Here is a 17,605-nt window from a genome sequence, read left to right on the forward strand (position 1 = left end):
CTGGCTTTTTGCGGGTTCCCTGCCCGCGGGACAACGGGCGGCCATGATAATGAGCCTATTGGAAACCGCTCAGGCCAACGGACATGAGCCCTGGGTCTGGTTACGTGATGTCCTCAGCCGGCTGCCTGTCTGGCCGAACAATCGGTTGAATGAGCTGCTGCCCTGGCCTGAGAATCCCTTCCGTTAACATCCCATTTTGTTGTTATCTGACAACGCAAGGTGAGTCCACCGGAACATTACAAATGAGGTCATGGTATCAGTCATGAAAATCTTCATTACCGATGAACAAAAAGCCGAACTTGAACACCTCCATCACATCTGCTGTGATAAAAGAGAGTGTGATCGCATCAAAGCGGTCCTGCTGGCCTCTGAGGGCTGGATTCAGTGATGATCGCTCAGGCCCTGCATTTTCATGAAGCGACCGTTAATCGTCATATCAGCGATTACCTTAATCACCGCAAACTTAAGCCCGAAACGGAGCCGGTTACCACCGGAGTGAGCTGGTGAAAGACTGGGCTTATGTGATGAATATCGACTTTCGTTATTTACCGCCATACAGCCTGAATCTGAACCCGATAGAAAGGCTATGGAAGGTGATGAATGAACAAGTCAGAAATAACCATTATTTCGCCTCGACGACCTTGTTCAGGCAGGCAATACATCGCTTTTTTACGGAAATATTACCGGAACTTGCCGGGAACCTGTCGTGCCGTATTAATGACAACTTCTAGGTTCTGAATCCTGCATCTTCAAGTTAAGCGGGTATATATTGTTGCCTGGTTACTACTTCTATGTGTATTCTCATGACTACCTTAGCCATGATATTAACCATAAATAGTGTATTTATGGGTATAAGAAAATGTAAACATATTATTTTCATTCAAGTCAGCCATGTATTGTATATGATACTTGGATATTGGAATCCAAATCATTTACCTAAAGCTTTAATATCTTTCTCATCAGAAAGTTCGCTATATTTCATCAGGTTTTTATTACCATCGATCACCATTAGCTCTTTCTGTGATTTGAAACAATTGCTTAATGGTGAACGGCAGTATTCTGGAAATTTATGATAAATACCTAGCCAATCACTGATAAGGTAATAATTATCTGAAGTTGAGAAAGGGGTATTTATTACACCAGTATGACGATATTTTGGATCAACATTATCGTTATACCAAATAAATAAGGGGATATTATAAGCCTCTTTTCGAGGATGACTAACTCCGTGGTGATAACGAATGTCACCGTTTTTATCTAAGCGTTGTAATCCATGATCTGAAAAATAGAGAATAGATGCTTTATAATCTTTGATTTTATTAATGATTTTCTCTATTAGATGATCAGTATAAATTATTGAGCTGTCATAGCAATTATCATCTTCGTTCGATGAGAAAGATATTAGTTTATTTTCGGGAAATCGGTTACAGGATGGCTCATGACTGCCGTAGATATGCATAATAATAAATTTTTTACCTTTCTGTTTTAGTGCATCATCTAGATAGGGTAGTAACTCTTCATCGTATCCAATATATTCATTCCATTTTTGGCTTTCAGCCATATTAGCAATAACTGTAATCAGGCTATTGCTTTTACCTGATCTTCCTTGATTACTTATCCAAGTTGTCCTAAAACCTGCATCTTTAGCTAAAGATATAATATTGTCGGCATAATGAACCTTATTTCTGAGCTGATATAGAGTAATATTAGAAAGCGAAATAGGTAAGGATAATATAGTAACTGGAGCTGGGGAAATAGCTTGATTGAATATCAACATATTTCTCTGCATTGTGTCTAATGTCGGTGTTGTGGTTTTGTTATAACCGTACAGAGACATATGATCTCTTCTTACTGATTCTCCTATCAGCAATATGTAAATATCAATATCTTTATCTTCTTTTATGTAATTAAAATTCACATTAACAGAAGAAATATTTTTAATTTGTTGATTTTCATATATTGCTTTTACCATTGCTGATGAGTTATAGAATGGTGTTCCCATTAGAAAGTGTTCTGATAGAATAATATCATCTGAATATTTCTTTCCTGAGATATAGTAGTCAACAGGCACTAATAGGCAGACAAAAATAAAAGCCCATAAACTGGATTTGAGTAATTTTTTGTCTATATTTTTGGATAGCCATCTAATAGACAAAAAATATATTAACAACATGAAAATAAAGAAAAGCACATAGTATTTATTGTAGGACAACATACCTACAGCTTCGTTGCTATTTGTATTAATAAAAGTATTGGCAATAGTTGAAGAAAAGCTTATCTGGTGTTCATTAAAGAAGAAAAAAGATGTGGATATATTAAGCGACCACAATAGAGAAATAAGTAAAACCAATGGTTTAAGATATTTATAACAATAAAAGAATGCGTTAACACTTGCTAGCAAGAAACTCAGTAATATTATTTTTAACTTATACTCACCGGCTAAATCGCTAGTGAAAATTATCGGTAGTAAAGAGAGAATCAAAATAATAATAATCGGAGATTTATTTCGCATACAGATTAATAGTTTAATTAATAAATTGAAATAAAAGAGTTAATCATTAACCTGTGATTAAAACAAGAGGTTAACTTGTGAAATAGCTCTGAATTCAGGTGACTTCTAATGAAAATACCTCTCCCGAAGGAGAGGTTGGACATAAAAACGTAACTAATGTGTTTTTCCTTGTGCGATACCGAGTCCTGTTTGTGATCGAATAAACTGGATTCTAAATTGTTCTCTTTCCTGCATACCTTGTTGTGAATTATCGGTGATAGAAAATAGCCATGAGCCAATAAAAGCGATAATCATTGAAAATAATGCTGGATATTCATAAGGATAGATTGGTCTCTCGTGACCGAGAATGCTGACCCAGATTGTTGGGCCGAGAATCATCAAAACCACCGCTGTAATTAATCCTAGCCAACCCCCAGCTAAGGCACCACGGGTAGTGAGTTTACGCCAGTACATAGATAAAAGAATAATTGGGAAGTTACAGCTTGCAGCAATAGAAAATGCCAATCCAACCATGAAGGCTATATTCTGGTTTTCAAATAAAATACCTAATCCGATTGCGATAAACCCAAGTATCACAACTGTTATTTTTGATACTCTCAGTTCATCTCGTTCATTGGTTTTACCGCGTTTAATGGCGTTTGCATATAGGTCATGTGATACCGCTGATGCGCCAGCCAGCGTTAGCCCCGCAACAACGGCTAGAATTGTGGCAAAGGCGACAGCAGAGATGAACCCCAGGAACAAGTTGCCTCCAACTGCATTAGCGAGGTGAACGGCTGCCATGTTAGTCCCACCAATGAGCGCGCCGGTAGCATCTTTAAAGGAAGGGTTTGGACTAACCAGTAAAATAGCACCGAAGCCGATAATAAAAGTCAGAATGTAAAAATAGCCAATAAAGCCAGTAGCATAGAAAACACTTTTTCGTGCTTCTTTCGCATCACTTACAGTAAAGAAACGCATAATAATATGAGGTAAACCAGCAGTACCAAACATCAATGCCAGACCGAGAGAAAGTGCGGATATTGGGTCAGATACCAACCCTCCTGGACTCATGATAGCTTCACCTTTTGAGTGAACAGCAACAGCTTCTTTGAATAACGTATTGAAATTGAAGTTTACTGTTTTCATGACCATAAGCGCCATAAAGGTGGCGCCAGCTAGTAATAGGATAGCTTTGATAATTTGTACCCAAGTCGTTGCTAGCATACCGCCAAATAGAACATAAAGTACCATCAGGATGCCAACCAATACGACCGCTACATGGTAATTGAGTCCAAAAAGCAATTCGATAAGTTTACCTGCCCCAACCATTTGAGCGATAAGATAAAGAGCGACAACAAACAGCGAACCAATTGCAGATAACGTACGGATTGGACGTTGCTGTAACCGGTAAGAAGCGACATCGGCAAAAGTATAGCGTCCAAGGTTTCTTAATCTTTCGGCAATCAGAAATAGGATAATAGGCCAGCCAATCAGGAAGCCGATAGAGTAAATTAGTCCATCATAACCAGAGGTATAGACTAAAGCGGAAATACCAAGGAATGATGCTGCGGACATAAAATCTCCCGCAATTGCCATTCCATTTTGAAAACCTGTAATACGTCCACCCGCCGTGTAGTAATCACTACGGGAGCGTGTTTTTTTTGAGGCCCAGTAAGTGATATAGAGTGTAAAACCAACAAACAGGACAAACATGATAATAGCTTGAACGTTGACAGGTTGCCTTTCTCCGGTTTCAGAGATTGCATTAGCCCAGGTGAGATGAGGAAATAGCATTATTGCTAATAGCAGGAACTTTTTCATTTCTTTACCTCACTGAGAATTTGTGAGGTAAGGTGATCAAACTCGCTATTGGCTCTGATGACATATAAGCCGGTTAAGATGAATGAAATAATAATTAAACCAATACCAACCGGTATTCCACGGGTAATACTGGAATCATTATAAAGGGGAGTACCTAGCCATTCGGGTGAAAATGCAATGAGAAAAATAAAACCGACATACAGAATTAATGTGATTATTGATAGCAACCATGCAAAACGTCCTCGCTTTTCAACCAATTCTTTAAAACGAGGGTTATTTTCGATCCCTTGGTAAATATCGTCATTCATCGGAATATATCCTCTTATATTTATTATATTTTGATTACAGCCGCCTTACGGCGGCATGATCTGTTACGAAATTCTCATTGTTTGTTTTTCTTCCAACAATTTTTCTACTACGCCTGGATCTGCTAGTGTTGAAATGTCTCCTAGATTGCTGGTATCGCCGGAGGCTATTTTGCGCAGAATACGGCGCATAATTTTTCCTGAGCGGGTTTTTGGTAAGGAGTCTGTCCAGTGTAGGATATCTGGTGTAGCAATCGGGCCGATTTCTTTACGTACCCAATTACGGACTTCTGTATAGAGTTCTGGAGAGGGCTCTTCACCGTGATTTAAGGTGACATAAGCGTAAATTGCTTGCCCTTTAATGTTATGCGGGGTACCTACGACAGCAGCTTCTGCAATTTTAGGATGAGAGACCAAAGCAGATTCAATTTCAGCAGTACCTAAACGGTGGCCGGAAATATTCAACACGTCATCAACACGGCCAGTTATCCAATAGTAGCCATCTTCATCACGGCGTGCACCATCGCCACTGAAATACATTCCCTTAAAGGTAGAGAAATAGGTTTGTTCGAAACGGTCATGATCGCCAAATAGTGAGCGTGCTTGTCCTGGCCAGGAATCGGTAATAACCAAATTTCCTTCACAAACCCCTTCTAGTAGTTCACCAAGATTATCAACCAATGCAGGCTGAACGCCAAAGAAAGGTAGCGTTGCGGAACCTGCTTTTAGTTCGGTTGCGCCCGGCAGTGGTGTGATCATGAAGCCACCAGTTTCTGTTTGCCACCAGGTATCGACAATCGGGCAATTGCTGTTACCAATTTTCTGGTAATACCATTCCCAAGCTTCCGGGTTAATCGGCTCGCCAACTGATCCCATAATACGCAGAGAAGTACGTTTTGTTCCTTCAATCGCTTTGTCGCCTTCAGCCATCAGGGCACGAATCGCTGTAGGTGCTGTGTACAGGATATTGACCTGATGTTTATCAATAACCTGACTCAGACGGTTAACCGCAGGATAGTTTGGTACGCCTTCAAACATTAGAGTGATAGCGCCGCAGGAAAGGGGACCGTAGAGCAGGTAGCTATGCCCGGTAACCCATCCCACATCTGCTGTGCACCAATAGACTTCCCCCGGCTGATAGTCGAATACATATTTAAATGTCAGAGATGCATATACAAGGTAACCTCCAGTGGTGTGCAATACACCTTTAGGTTTACCGGTAGAGCCTGAGGTATAGAGAATAAATAGCGGGTCTTCTGCATTTATCTCTTCAACTGGACAGTCAGCACTCGCGTCTGCGACCAATTCATGCCACCAAAGGTCACGGCCAGATTGCCAGTGACTAATATTTCCAGTACGTTTAAAAACGATCACATTGGATACACTGACAACGGCTGCATTATTTAATGCGTCGTCAACATTCTTTTTCAGGGGAATAGTGCGTCCGGCTCTCAATCCTTCATCGGCGGTAATGACCAATTTTGTGTTTGAATCGATGATGCGCCCGGATACGGCGTCGGGAGAAAAACCGGCGAAAATAACAGAGTGAATAGCACCAATGCGGGCACATGCCAACATGGCAACCGCTGCTTCTGGCACCATCGGCATGTAAATAGCAACAACATCGCCTTTTTTAATACCCAGATTTTTTAATACATTGGCAAACTGACATACATCATGGTGTAATTCACGATAGGTTATTGCTTTGGATTCTGTTGGATCATCACCTTCCCAGATAATAGCGGTTTGATCGCCACGTTCTTTTAGATGACGATCGAGACAATTTGCGCTTAAGTTTAGTGTCCCATCTTCAAACCAGCGGATATTGATATGTCCAGGATCAAAAGAGGTATTTTTTACCTTGGTGTAAGGCTTAATCCAGTCAATAATTTTGCCTTTCTCACCCCAGAACCTTTCGGGATCTTGCAACGATAATTGATAATCTTGTTGATATTGTTGTTTATTCATCAGGGCATGTTCTGCGATGGAGGCAGGAATAGGGTGCTTCATTATTTTGGTCATATAATATTCTCCTTACGAATGTTAATATTATGTCAAATCAAAGTTAACTAAAGTGTAAAGAGAATTTTTGTTTTTTTTTTTGCGCGGAAGATCACGCAATAAAAAGAATATTTTTCACGTAATCGTCATTTAGTGTGGCGGGTTTATTTAGGTTTAATTGCTAACCAAAAATAGTAATTCAAAATCCTAATCCAATAATAATGTTAAATATAGATAAATTGACTGGTAAGTTGCTGAAACACAGTCATATAATAAAACCATAATGAGAATATGGTATTGATAAACATTTCCAATAATATTTAATTAACTATAATGATCACGTTGTTCACAAGGTGTGGACTTTGAACCATTCTTATATGACTGGAGTACATGATATGAGCTATTCATTACCTTCTCTTCCTTATTCTTATGAAGCTCTGGAACCTCATTTTGATAAGCAGACGATGGAAATTCACCATACCAAGCATCATCAGACTTACGTCAATAATACCAATAGTGCCTTGGAAGCTTTTCCTGAGCTAGCGGGACTGGATATTGATGATCTGATTCAGCAATTAGATAAAATACCTGCTGATAAACGTACTTTTGTACGTAACAATGCTGGTGGACACGCTAACCATAGCTTGTTTTGGAAAGGTCTGAAATTAGGTACAACTCTGCAAGGCTCATTGAAAGAAGCTATTGAACGTGATTTCGGTAGCATAGATTCTTTTAAAGAGAAATTTGAGCAGGCAGCGGCTACCCGTTTTGGTTCTGGTTGGGCTTGGCTAGTACTGAAAGATGATGGCAAGCTGGCGGTTGTATCGACTGCTAACCAGGATAGCCCATTAATGGGTGAAGCTATTTCTGGTGCATCTGGTTATCCGATTATTGGTCTGGATGTTTGGGAACATGCTTATTACTTACAGTACCAAAACCGTCGTCCTGACTATATTAAAGCGTTCTGGAACGTTGTTAACTGGGATGAAGCAGCAACACGTTATCAGGAAAAAGTGAAATAACTAGCTGAATAATTTCTCTTTTCTGCTATGCCGGCTGATATGACTGCCGGCATTTTTATTGGTTGAATGTTGGTTTATGATGGTGATGTCAGACTGATTTCAATAAGGAAAGTGAATTATGTATTGTCCGCAGGTATATACGGGTAAAATTGAAATATCAGGAAAACTTTCTGCTAGCGCAATTAATAAACGAATGGTTGATGGTAGTCTGAGTCTGACTTCTCTAGGATTGGAAGGTGATGAGCAGGCTGAGACCCGTTTCCACGGTGGCCCTGATCGTGCACTTTGTCATTATCCTCGTGAACACTATGATTTCTGGAAACATCAATTTCCTGATCAAGAAGATTTTTTTATTGCTCCAGCGTTTGGTGAAAATATTTCCACAACGGGGTTGACTGAAGAAAATGTTTGTATTGGTGACATTTTCAGTTGGGGTGGGGCAATGATTCAGGTAACTCAGCCTCGTTCGCCTTGTTACAAACTTAACTGTCATTCTGGTATCAGCAATTTTTCTGCCATTATGCAGGAGAGTGGCCGTTGTGGCTGGCTTTATAGAATTATTTCCACAGGAAATGTCAGCCCAGATGAGCCTCTTGTTCTTGTTTCCCGTAATAGTGATGTTTTAATTAAGGAAGCGATAGCTATTGCTTTTAATATGCCATTTGACGAGGAGCAATATCGTCGGCTGATGAGTGCCGCTGGCTTATCTGCTAGTTGGAGCCTGACTATGCAAAAGCGGGTGATGTTTGGAAAGATTGAGGATTTTAACCGTAGGTTATTCGGAAAATAATAAAATGTGCACGTGATGAACGTGCACATTTTAGATTGCTGGTTTTTAACGTTGTTTTTATTCCTTTATTAACCTTGCGATTTAGTGTTTTTTATTGACTTTTCTAAGTCCGATTTATCAGGTTAAATCATATGGATTATCTTTTCTATACCATTTAAAAACAAATGGTTATATAAAACTCTCTTATTTAAATGCGTTATCTGAAAATGATAAAATAGTAGTTAAGAAAAGCCGATAGTCTTTTAGATTAACCAGATTACAGCGAAAAAAGAATAAAAACATTTAACAGTATTAAAACCATTAAATAAATTGGTTTTGATTTTAATACTATTAGCATATCTATTATCCTTTTTGGTTTTAAACTTAAAATAAATCAAATAGAGGAAAAACGAGAAAACTTAAGTATCAGTTTAATGAAAATGGAAAAACCATTAGATTTGCAAAAATTGCTCGTTTAAACGGTAATCTGGCAGGTTTTTTAAAATAAAGTTACGCACATCTGGTTTTCGGTTGATTTATCAAGTGATTGATGAAGAAATCGTGATATAGGTTATTGTTGTTGGTAAACGTGAGGATGAGAAAGCCTATGATACTGTGCGTAAATGGATTCACTGAGGTTGAGCAAAAAAACAGGCGTATCTGGGGAAAAGGCTTTTTCTCTGCTGTACAAAAAACAGATTTAATTTAGAATTACCCCGTTTTCCAAACAGCCCCTAGGTCATGTGGGTGAATTTAAGCGATTCCACCAAAATAGTGTTTCGTAATACCCGGTTATCCCGAACAATCCTGTTGAGATAGAAACCACGATGTCCGATATCAGTAATCTGCTGCGGGATCCGCAGTTTTTTTCCATGCTGCATAAACAGATGTTGCAGTTTGCCAGCTTGCAGTTGAATGATTTTCATCAGGCGGAAGATGTTGTCCAAGAGGCGTTGGAAGGGGCGATGAAGAATGCCGCTTCTTTTGCCGGACGAGCCGCTTGGAAGAGTTGGGTGTTTACGATCCTGCGCAACAAAATCTCGGATGCCTTGCGTATGCGTTATCGGCACAGCAACGTGCAATTGACTGATGATGTTGATGAGCAAAATTTCGAAGCGCTGTTTGATGAATCTGGTCACTGGCCGAGAAATGAGCATCCACAGCGCTGGCATTTACCGGATGAAGCGGTCGAGCAGGAGCAGTTCTGGACGGTTTTCGAGCTTTGTTTGACGCAGTTGCCAACGCAAAACGCCCGGGCATTTATGATGCGCGAATTTATTGGCCTTGAAACTCAGGAGATCTGTCAGGAAATGGCGCTTTCTGTCAGCAACCTGAATGTGATGCTCTGGCGTGCGCGTATGCGTTTACGCGAATGTTTGTCACAACGTTGGTTTTCCCAGGAGGGTAAATATGCTTAGTTGTTATCAAGCTACGCGCCTGATGTCTCAGGCGCTGGATGAAAAAATCGTGTTTTCCCAACATGTTCAGCTAATGCTGCATTTGCGAATATGCGGCGGGTGCCGAAACGTCAGACAACAGCTTGCCGACCTGCGCACTATCACTTCCGCATTCACTCGTGGCGAAAACGAGAATCAAAATAAAGTAACGTAGGGAAGGGGAATCAGGTGGTACGATGGCGGTAAATCAGGCGATCAAGGGAAAACCTCCCACCGCCATACATCACCAGATACAACTGAGCTGTCAGCCAGGTAGCGTGAACAGGCCAGGCATCTGGATAAACAAATATTTGAATCACCAGCGTCATCACCATTAATGCTAGCGCGGAGAAGCGTGTCGCTAATCCGACAATCAGCAGCAGCGGAAACAAGTGTTCTGCGGTTGCGGCCATGACGGCAGCAACATCGGGTGGTAGCAGAGGAAGCTTGTATTCGTTGGTAAAGAGCGACACGGAGCTGTCGGTAACGCGCGGGATACCTAATTGCCAGGGTGTACGTGTTTCCAGAATATCTATGTTTAATCCCACCACTTTGCTTTGGCCCGACAGCCAGAATGTTGCGGCAAGGCTAATGCGTGCCAGAAGGGGGATAACACTTTCCTGCGCAATGTGTTGCCCTTTTAACACTAATGTTTTGAGTAATGCCATCTTAGCGCTCCGTGTTGCTATATAGAGAAAGGATCAGTTCGTAGTGCTGCATACGTTGTAAAATCGATTGAGGCTCAAAAGTTGCCTCCTCTCCGGCGGCAATCTCCAGGGCTTCGGCAAGGCACCGACCGGACTGGAGCATGGCGACAAACTGCATTTCCGCACGGCTGATCAACATTATTCGCACGTCGTCGGCAACGCGGCACAGCAGCATATGTTCCGGCTGGAATGGGTCCAGCGCCATCTCGTTTTCACTTTGTTGGTGTGAGGCCCACAGGCTGAAGACAGCATAATCTGAACTGAAAAGCCGTACCGAAGGATGGAGCACCATCCGCAACTGTGCGGGATCGTCAACGGGAGCTGCTTCTGTTGTCTGTTCGGTAGGGTCTGCCGCGTGCAGCGATTCAATAAACAACATTTCCAGCCGGGTGAGATCACTCAGCCAAGGCCAGTCTGCCAACGGCTGAAACGTCGCAATCCAGTCCGGCAATTTAGCGCCATAGCCTGCCAAAACAGGAGAAGAAGGCGGTTGTTGACGTATAAACTCCGCCGCCATCGCACGGAAAAAGCCCTCTCCAAGTTGGGCGACAAGGACGGGGCAGTTTTCGGCCAGTGCGTCGATCAGCGACGTTATGACATTATTACGATAAACCGCAAAACGTACCGCTGGATCGCTACCGTTCCAAGCTGTCAGCCCTTCTGGCACCATGAGGTCGGGGTTAAGGAGGGCTTTATACAGTTGTTGTTGCATTTTTCGTGCTCTCCGTAATGTAACGCTGGGCATGGCTGGCTTCGTTCAGCAACACATCTAATGGTGGAATATTGCTGTCCCATTCGAGCAGGGTGGCGATCGGCCCCGTTTCACGTAGGGTCTTGTTATAGAGATCCCAGACAGGCCCGGTCACATGGCTGTCGTGCGAATCAATCAGCAGCCGGTCGTTTGCTCCATCGCGGCTTTCCGTATAGCCCGCCAGATGAATCTCACCGACACGGTGAAGTGGCAGCTCGAATAGCATCTGCCGTGGGCAGCGATTATGGTTGATGCCACTGATATAGAGGTTATTCACGTCCAGTAGTAGTCCGCATCCGGTGCGGCGTATCACCTCGGAGATAAAGTCAGTCTCGCTCATGGTTGAGGCACTGAACTCGACATAGGTGGACGGGTTTTCCAGCAGAATGGGACGACGCAGCGCATTCTGTACCTGATCGATGTGTTCGCAGACCTGCGTTAGCGTGACATCGGTATAAGGCAGCGGCAGCAGATCATTGAGAAATAGATCGTTGTGCGTTGACCAGGCAAGGTGTTCAGAAAAAACAGCTGGCTGGTAGCGTTCAACCAGCGCAGCAACACGTTGTAAATGGGTCTGATTCAGAGGATTTTCTCCGCCGATGGAGAGGCCCACGCCATGAATAGAGAGCGGATAATCCTGGCGAATGGCGGTCAGTGCCTGGTGAAACGGACCACCCGCAACCAGATAATTTTCCGCGTGAATTTCAAAAAAACCAATGTCGGGTTTATCGCGCAGGATAGCGCGAAAATGCTCCGGCTTTAACCCAATCCCTGTTCTGGCCGGGAGCTTATTTAGCATGAGGCAGTCAGGAGCATCACGAGAGACGCTGTGTGAGGGTAAAGAAATTGTCATCGTATAGCTCCTGCCTGATGTTGGAATTACACTTCTTTAAACGCGTCCAGTTGACCAAAACCGGTCGGGGAGGTCGGAGACTTCATTTTTACGCAGGAACCCGCCGGTACCATTTTCCAGGCGTTACCTTGATAATCCTTTTTTGAGGTACCAGCACAGGTGGTGCCTGCACCTGCTTTACAGTCGTTTTTCCCTTTCAGAGAAACGCCATAGCATTTCTCCATTTTGCTGCCGGAATCCGCCATTGCTGAAGTGCCTACCGTAATCAGCGCGCTACCTAAGGCCAGAGCCAGTAATGCTTTTGTCGTTTGTTTAGTCATAGAACGTTCCTTTTATATTGGTGTAGAAGGTGAATTACTGCTTCGCTTAAACGAGCATTTGCTTCACTCCATTAGTCGCACCACACATTAATTTCTTACAGTGAATATGAGAAAAAAATGATTTTTTTATAATTAACTGATTTTTAATGACTTATTTTTTTGAATTAGATATCGATCTGTACAATAAATAGGCTTATTTTGGGATGTTTTCCGTATGTTCATTGTAGTAGGCGTGAAAGCGGGGTGGTTGTGGTCGTCATAGTACATCTGTATCAAGATGCCAAAAAACTTCCGATTAAACCTAATAAAAAGCAGGTGTTAAAAGTGGTAAAAACAACGGTCAAAACCTTATACCGATTAAAACTAGAAGGTAAAACAACGGCCTTTAATAATGGTTTAAAATATGCCCGTCATAAAACTATTAATGGAAAATGAACCGTTTTAATAATATTTTCAACCGCGGAATAAACTTTTTGATAAACCAGTTAAATAATCGAATATGAAAAATCGGAATACCTTAAATAGGTCAGTTTAAGCTTGCTTTACGCTGTTTTTAATCTGTTTAATCGTATTGCTTTTCTGTCAGATTAAACTATCAGACTTTTCACCATTGATGATGCAAAAACACTCCTCGTTTTTTAAATAGGTTTTTCTGTGGCTTGAAATGTGCACGTAGTGAACGTGCACATTTTATCGATTTAAGGGTGGGCAATAAAGCCAACAGCTTCGTATACTTTATCCAGCGTAATCTGGGCGCGGGCTTTTGCCTTCGCTGCACCTTCCGCCATGATTTTATTCAGCAGTACTTCATCGTTACGGAAATGATGGAAACGCTCTTGTAACTCAGTCAACATACCGGAAACGGCATCAGCAACAGCACTTTTTAAATGACCATACATTTGGCCTTCAAATTCTGCTTCTAGTTCAGGAATGGTTTTGCCAGTAACACCCGCGAGGATATCTAATAAGTTGGAAACCCCCGGCTTTTGTTCCAGATCGTAGCGAACACGGGGTGGCTCTTCTGAATCTGTGACGGCGCGTTTTATCTTTTTAGCGGCTGATTTTGGATCTTCCAGCAAAGCGATAACGTTGTTGCGATTATCATCTGACTTGGACATTTTCTTTTCTGGGTCTTGAAGAGCCATAACTCGGGCGCCACCGGTTGGGATAAACGGCTCTGGTATAGCGAAGGTATCGCCATAGATGGCATTAAATCGTTGAGCGATATCACGGCTCAATTCAAGATGTTGTTTCTGATCGATACCTACTGGAACTTGGTTTGTTTGGTATACCAAGATATCCGCTGCCATCAGTACTGGATAGTCAAATAAGCCTGCATTGATATTTTCGGCATGACGAGCTGATTTGTCTTTAAACTGAGTCATACGGCTGAGTTCACCGAAATAGGTGTAGCAGTTCAGAACCCAGCTTAATTGGGTGTGTTGTGGGACATGAGATTGGACAAAAATAGTACTTTTCTCCGGGTCGATGCCACAAGCCAGGTAGAGCGCCAGTGTATCCAGAGTGCGTTTTCTCAACTCTTTTGGGTCCTGGCGGACTGTGATTGCATGTTGGTCAACAATGCAATAGATGCAGTCGTAATCATCCTGCATTTTAACCCACTGGCGTAACGCTCCCATGTAGTTACCGATGGTTAATTCACCGGAAGGTTGTGCGCCGCTGAATACAATAGGTTTTTGGGAGTTTAGTGTTTCAGATACAGTGGGTTCATTCATTTTATTATGCTTCCTGAAGTTTCAAAGATGGGAGTCCAATTGTGGATAGCAGATCCGAAAAATCCGTTAGTATGCAATCTGGATTGCTTAATGCGATAGATTCACCGTAGTTATATCCATAAGTTAAACCAACACAAGGGCAACCTGCCGCTTGTGCCGCCAAAATATCATTACGGGAATCACCGACAAAGAGCAGTTCTTCCTTACGCAGTCCGAATGTGCCCATTGTTAAATAAATAGGTGCCGGATGTGGCTTTTTCTCTTTAACATCATCACCACCTAACACTAATGAAAAATACTCACTAATGCCTAAAGAAGCCAGTAGAGGAGCAATGAAAGGTGTTGGTTTATTGGTGATGATACCCATTGGTAAGTTGTGTTTTGCCAGTTCAGCCAATGTAACTTTGACTTCCGGGAATAACTGACTGCCTGTTGTTACAGTTGTTTCATAGAAACGGTCAAACAACTCACGGGTTTCTTTATGCAGTTGAGCGGTCAATTTGACGTTGGCCCATGTCAACGCCCGTTCCACCATAATATCTGCGCCATTACCTACCCAGGCAGCAACCCGTTCTTTTCCCGCAGCAGGAAAACCTTTGGTTAACAGCGCTTGATCCAAGGCATCAGCCAAACCACCGGCGCTGTCTACCAGTGTGCCGTCTAGATCAAAGGCGATAGCACGAATACCTGTTAATACCTTACTTGCCATGAGATACCTTTGACAATTCACTACGCATATTATCAATAACAGTTTTGTAATCTGGTTGACCGAAAATGGCTGAGCCAGCAACAAACATATCTGCCCCCGCAGTTGCCGCCGCGGCAATATTGCTAGCTTTAATACCACCGTCTACCTCAAGACGAATATCATAACCGCTTTCATCAATGATTTTACGAACCTGACGCAGTTTCTCTAGTGTTCCAGGGATGAAAGATTGGCCGCCGAAACCAGGATTTACCGACATCAATAGAATGACATCTAATTTATCCAGGACATAATCAAGGTAACTCAGAGACGTTGCAGGATTGAACACCAAACCGGCTTTGCAGCCATGCTCTTTAATGAGTTGTAGGCTGCGGTCAATATGCTCACTGGTTTCTGGGTGGAAGGTAATGTAAGTAGCCCCTGCTTTGGCAAAATCAGGGATAATGCGGTCAACCGGTTTTACCATCAAATGGACATCGATTGGTGCAGTAATGCCATAATCCCGCAGAGCCTGGCAGACCATAGGCCCAATAGTCAGGTTAGGGACATAATGGTTGTCCATAACATCAAAGTGAACAACGTCAGCCCCTGCTGCCAGCACCTTAGCGGTATCTTCACCCAGTCGCGCAAAATTTGCAGATAAAATGGATGGGGCAATCAGAAAATCTTTCATTATCTTCTCCAAATCGTTTCTATCATCCCTTAATTGCCTGGCAAAAGGGGGTGGATAAATCAGCGATATAATGCCAAAAGTTCGTCTACCTTACTGCGGGCAAGGATATTCCTGCTGATAGTACGACGTGCTTTGACAATATGAAGTGAAGCTTGATAGTACCATTTTCGTGTCATTGGCGTATCGTGGTTGGATATCAAAACAGGAATTGCACGTTCTGATGATAACTTAAATGCAATATTTGCCAGATTTTCCTGATCTGCAATGTTAAAACTATTAGTGTGATACGCCGTAAAGTTCGCTGTTGCTGACAAAGGAGCATAGGGAGGATCGCAATAGATAACTGAGCCTTTATGTGCTTTGTTCAACGTGTATTGATAGTGCTCGCAGATAAAAGTCGCATTTTGGGCTTTTTCAGCAAACCAGTGTAATTCTTCTTCAGGAAAGTAGGGCTTTTTATAACGGCCAAAAGGTACGTTAAATTTACCATGAGAATTATAACGACAGAGGCCGTTGTAACAATGACGATTGAGGTAAAGAAATAACACGCTGCGATAGAACGGGTCCGTGCTTTGGTTAAATTGCTCCCGTAACTGATAAAAGTGTTCGGCTGTATTGTATTCTTGGGTAAACAGAGGTCGTGTGTGGACGATAAACTCATTAGCCCTGAGTTTTACTGTGTTGTACAGGTTAATCAGGTCACTGTTGATATCAGCGAGGATATAAGAATCGTAGTCTGTGTTCAAAAAGACAGAACCTGCGCCAACAAATGGCTCTATCAGACAACTACCGGCTGGCAGATGACGTTTGATGTCATCTACCAACGGGTATTTTCCACCGGCCCATTTTAAGAAAGCGCGTTTTTTTTTTCATGCTGTCAATAAGTACTCAATCATTCCAGAGCCGCAGATTGTACTCTGTTTAGGACAGCATATCAGCGCCTAATAAATATTGTTTTATTTTCTTAGGTCTTGTTGCACTTGCTGCATCGTTCTGACCCAAGGTTTTTTCGCCTGAATCTCGGCCGGTAGAGATGAAACAGCCTGTTTAGCTTCAGAAACGGAACGGTAGTCTCCATGAATTAAAACAAACCAAACTTTTCCATTACGTTTAGTTTCATAAACTTTGTAATGAGTAAGATCATGCTTTTTAGCAAAAGCGGTCAGTGTATCTGAGCGGCTGGCACTACTTAATTGTAAAGTGTAATGGTTTGCCGGGGTTTTCGATAAATCACTACTGGTGCCGCTGACCACATGGTTTTTACTGCTAGCATGATTTGTCGATGGTTTTGATTTAGCCGGTGTTTCTGATTTCAGTGGACGGATATTTTCCGATTTCTGCTGTATCACTGGCGGCGGTGTTACTGTCTGTTGTTGGGCTTGATTCAGATTTTGCACTGCGTGATTTATATTACTTTGTTGTTGAGTCAGTGCATCAGGAATATTTCCTGGTAATTCAATGCGCTGATTTTGGGTTTCGCCATTGTTGGTTTGAGGCTGATGAGGTTGAGTTGCAGTACCACTAACAGGAGGAACATGGATTTCCTGTGGCCTGTTAATTGTATTTGTGGTGTTACTCTCTGATGTTATGGATTGATTGTTATCGTTGTTGGACGATGAACCGGATAAATCAATATTCTTCTCGGCAACATTTGGCGATTGCTGTTTTTCATGCTCAGTTGGGGCTTTTAAAGCAGAACTGATAGCAATAATCAGCAGTACCAGCACTAAAATACCAATGCCGAGCATCATTTGCTGACGTGAAATCGCAAATTTAGGTTTGTTTAATGGCTGACGCGAGCGTGAAGGACGGCGATCTGAGGTATCTGGCCTAAACTCACTGTCTACTCTTTGAGCTGCTCTTTGTTCATTTTCTGATTTGAATTCGTCCATATAGCCCTCCAAACAGAGCCAATACTGCCAATTGCAATTGAAGCCAGTCCGGCCGGCTGACTTAACTAAGATAGAAATTTGTCTGATAGAATTGTTATTTTATGACACAACAATCAGAT

18 protein-coding genes and 4 pseudogenes are annotated in these 17,605 nt (G+C 42.2%); 9 read left to right on the forward strand and 13 right to left on the reverse strand.

Features of this window, described 5'->3' with window-relative positions:
• The 3 genes and pseudogenes from C6H66_RS15100 to C6H66_RS27680 form a co-directional block, all read left to right on the forward strand.
• Positions 1 to 187, forward strand: a 187-nt coding sequence (locus C6H66_RS15100; protein ID WP_146111054.1) for a transposase domain-containing protein, incomplete at its 5' end; no start/stop codon positions are given.
• 75 nt (positions 188 to 262) lie between these two features.
• A pseudogene (locus C6H66_RS27675) lies at positions 263 to 474 on the forward strand (helix-turn-helix domain-containing protein); the annotation flags it as partial.
• A pseudogene (locus C6H66_RS27680) lies at positions 474 to 731 on the forward strand (transposase); the annotation flags it as partial. The pseudogenes C6H66_RS27675 and C6H66_RS27680, both read left to right, overlap by 1 nt.
• Before the next feature lie 197 nt (positions 732 to 928).
• Here the strand turns inward: C6H66_RS27680 and C6H66_RS15110 are convergent.
• The 4 genes from C6H66_RS15110 to acs form a co-directional block, all read right to left on the reverse strand.
• The gene (locus C6H66_RS15110; protein ID WP_040149920.1) at positions 929 to 2,512 is read right to left on the reverse strand and encodes a phosphoethanolamine transferase family protein; all 1,584 of its coding nucleotides are present in this window, start codon (positions 2,510 to 2,512) and stop codon (positions 929 to 931) included.
• A gap of 153 nt (positions 2,513 to 2,665) precedes the next feature.
• Positions 2,666 to 4,315, reverse strand: a complete 1,650-nt coding sequence (gene actP, locus C6H66_RS15115) for a cation/acetate symporter ActP (RefSeq protein WP_036779492.1) — start codon at positions 4,313 to 4,315, stop codon at positions 2,666 to 2,668.
• Positions 4,312 to 4,623, reverse strand: a complete 312-nt coding sequence (locus tag C6H66_RS15120; RefSeq protein WP_036779490.1) for a DUF485 domain-containing protein — start codon at positions 4,621 to 4,623, stop codon at positions 4,312 to 4,314. Before C6H66_RS15120 ends, actP begins: the two co-directional genes overlap by 4 nt.
• A gap of 63 nt (positions 4,624 to 4,686) precedes the next feature.
• Positions 4,687 to 6,642, reverse strand: coding sequence for an acetate--CoA ligase (acs, locus tag C6H66_RS15125; RefSeq protein WP_105396006.1), 1,956 nt, complete (start codon positions 6,640 to 6,642; stop codon positions 4,687 to 4,689).
• 374 nt (positions 6,643 to 7,016) lie between these two features.
• Here acs and sodA point away from each other — a divergent pair, with 374 nt between their 5' ends.
• From sodA to C6H66_RS15150, 5 genes and pseudogenes are all read left to right on the forward strand, one after another.
• Complete coding sequence (gene sodA, locus C6H66_RS15130; protein ID WP_046396203.1) at positions 7,017 to 7,643, forward strand: superoxide dismutase [Mn]; 627 nt, start codon at positions 7,017 to 7,019, stop codon at positions 7,641 to 7,643.
• Between the two features lie 118 nt (positions 7,644 to 7,761).
• A complete protein-coding gene (gene yiiM / locus C6H66_RS15135) occupies positions 7,762 to 8,433 on the forward strand; it encodes a 6-hydroxyaminopurine reductase (RefSeq protein WP_105396007.1) in 672 nt (223 codons plus the stop codon).
• Between the two features lie 430 nt (positions 8,434 to 8,863).
• Positions 8,864 to 9,048, forward strand: a pseudogene (locus C6H66_RS27685) (hypothetical protein).
• Between the two features lie 191 nt (positions 9,049 to 9,239).
• Positions 9,240 to 9,830 carry an RNA polymerase factor sigma-70 gene (locus tag C6H66_RS15145; protein WP_036779478.1) on the forward strand — a complete coding sequence of 197 codons (591 nt, stop codon included), beginning with the start codon at positions 9,240 to 9,242 and terminating at the stop codon, positions 9,828 to 9,830.
• On the forward strand, positions 9,823 to 10,023 hold the full coding sequence (locus C6H66_RS15150; protein WP_105396008.1) for an anti-sigma factor family protein: 201 nt from the start codon (positions 9,823 to 9,825) through the stop codon (positions 10,021 to 10,023). Before C6H66_RS15145 ends, C6H66_RS15150 begins: the two co-directional genes overlap by 8 nt.
• 10 nt (positions 10,024 to 10,033) lie before the next feature.
• Here C6H66_RS15150 and C6H66_RS15155 read toward each other — a convergent pair whose 3' ends face one another.
• Genes C6H66_RS15155 through C6H66_RS15170 form a run of 4 tightly spaced genes read right to left on the reverse strand, consistent with a single transcriptional unit; the run spans position 10,034 to position 12,479 of the window.
• Entirely contained in the window at positions 10,034 to 10,516 is a 483-nt protein-coding gene (locus tag C6H66_RS15155; RefSeq protein ID WP_036812552.1) for a DoxX family protein, read from the reverse strand.
• A 1-nt stretch (position 10,517) separates the two neighbouring features.
• On the reverse strand, positions 10,518 to 11,267 hold the full coding sequence (locus tag C6H66_RS15160; protein WP_105396009.1) for an HvfC/BufC N-terminal domain-containing protein: 750 nt from the start codon (positions 11,265 to 11,267) through the stop codon (positions 10,518 to 10,520).
• Positions 11,248 to 12,159, reverse strand: a complete 912-nt coding sequence (gene bufB / locus C6H66_RS15165; protein WP_105396010.1) for an MNIO family bufferin maturase — start codon at positions 12,157 to 12,159, stop codon at positions 11,248 to 11,250. Before bufB ends, C6H66_RS15160 begins: the two co-directional genes overlap by 20 nt.
• 26 nt (positions 12,160 to 12,185) lie before the next feature.
• Positions 12,186 to 12,479 carry a BufA1 family periplasmic bufferin-type metallophore gene (locus C6H66_RS15170; protein ID WP_036779464.1) on the reverse strand — a complete coding sequence of 98 codons (294 nt, stop codon included), beginning with the start codon at positions 12,477 to 12,479 and terminating at the stop codon, positions 12,186 to 12,188.
• Between the two features lie 249 nt (positions 12,480 to 12,728).
• On the opposite strand from C6H66_RS15170, the gene C6H66_RS15175 reads away from it, so the two are divergent.
• On the forward strand, positions 12,729 to 12,914 hold the full coding sequence (locus C6H66_RS15175; protein ID WP_146111055.1) for a hypothetical protein: 186 nt from the start codon (positions 12,729 to 12,731) through the stop codon (positions 12,912 to 12,914).
• Positions 12,915 to 13,177: 263 nt separating this feature from the next.
• On the opposite strand, the gene trpS is transcribed toward C6H66_RS15175, so the two are convergent.
• From trpS to C6H66_RS15200, 5 genes and pseudogenes are all read right to left on the reverse strand, one after another.
• A complete protein-coding gene (gene trpS / locus C6H66_RS15180) occupies positions 13,178 to 14,215 on the reverse strand; it encodes a tryptophan--tRNA ligase (protein ID WP_046396767.1) in 1,038 nt (345 codons plus the stop codon).
• A 4-nt stretch (positions 14,216 to 14,219) separates the two neighbouring features.
• On the reverse strand, positions 14,220 to 14,924 hold the full coding sequence (locus C6H66_RS15185) for a phosphoglycolate phosphatase (RefSeq protein WP_046396766.1): 705 nt from the start codon (positions 14,922 to 14,924) through the stop codon (positions 14,220 to 14,222).
• Positions 14,914 to 15,594: a ribulose-phosphate 3-epimerase gene (gene rpe / locus C6H66_RS15190; protein WP_105396011.1), complete on the reverse strand. Its 681-nt coding sequence runs from the start codon at positions 15,592 to 15,594 to the stop codon at positions 14,914 to 14,916. The genes C6H66_RS15185 and rpe overlap by 11 nt, the downstream gene beginning before the upstream one ends.
• Before the next feature lie 59 nt (positions 15,595 to 15,653).
• Positions 15,654 to 16,463 (reverse strand): annotated as a pseudogene (gene dam / locus C6H66_RS15195) (adenine-specific DNA-methyltransferase); the annotation flags it as partial.
• Positions 16,464 to 16,550: 87 nt separating this feature from the next.
• Positions 16,551 to 17,486: an SPOR domain-containing protein gene (locus C6H66_RS15200; protein WP_105396013.1), complete on the reverse strand. Its 936-nt coding sequence runs from the start codon at positions 17,484 to 17,486 to the stop codon at positions 16,551 to 16,553.
• Positions 17,487 to 17,605: the final 119 nt, after the last annotated feature.

This window comes from Photorhabdus hindustanensis, assembly GCF_002968995.1.
In the GTDB taxonomy this organism is placed as follows: domain Bacteria; phylum Pseudomonadota; class Gammaproteobacteria; order Enterobacterales; family Enterobacteriaceae; genus Photorhabdus; species Photorhabdus akhurstii.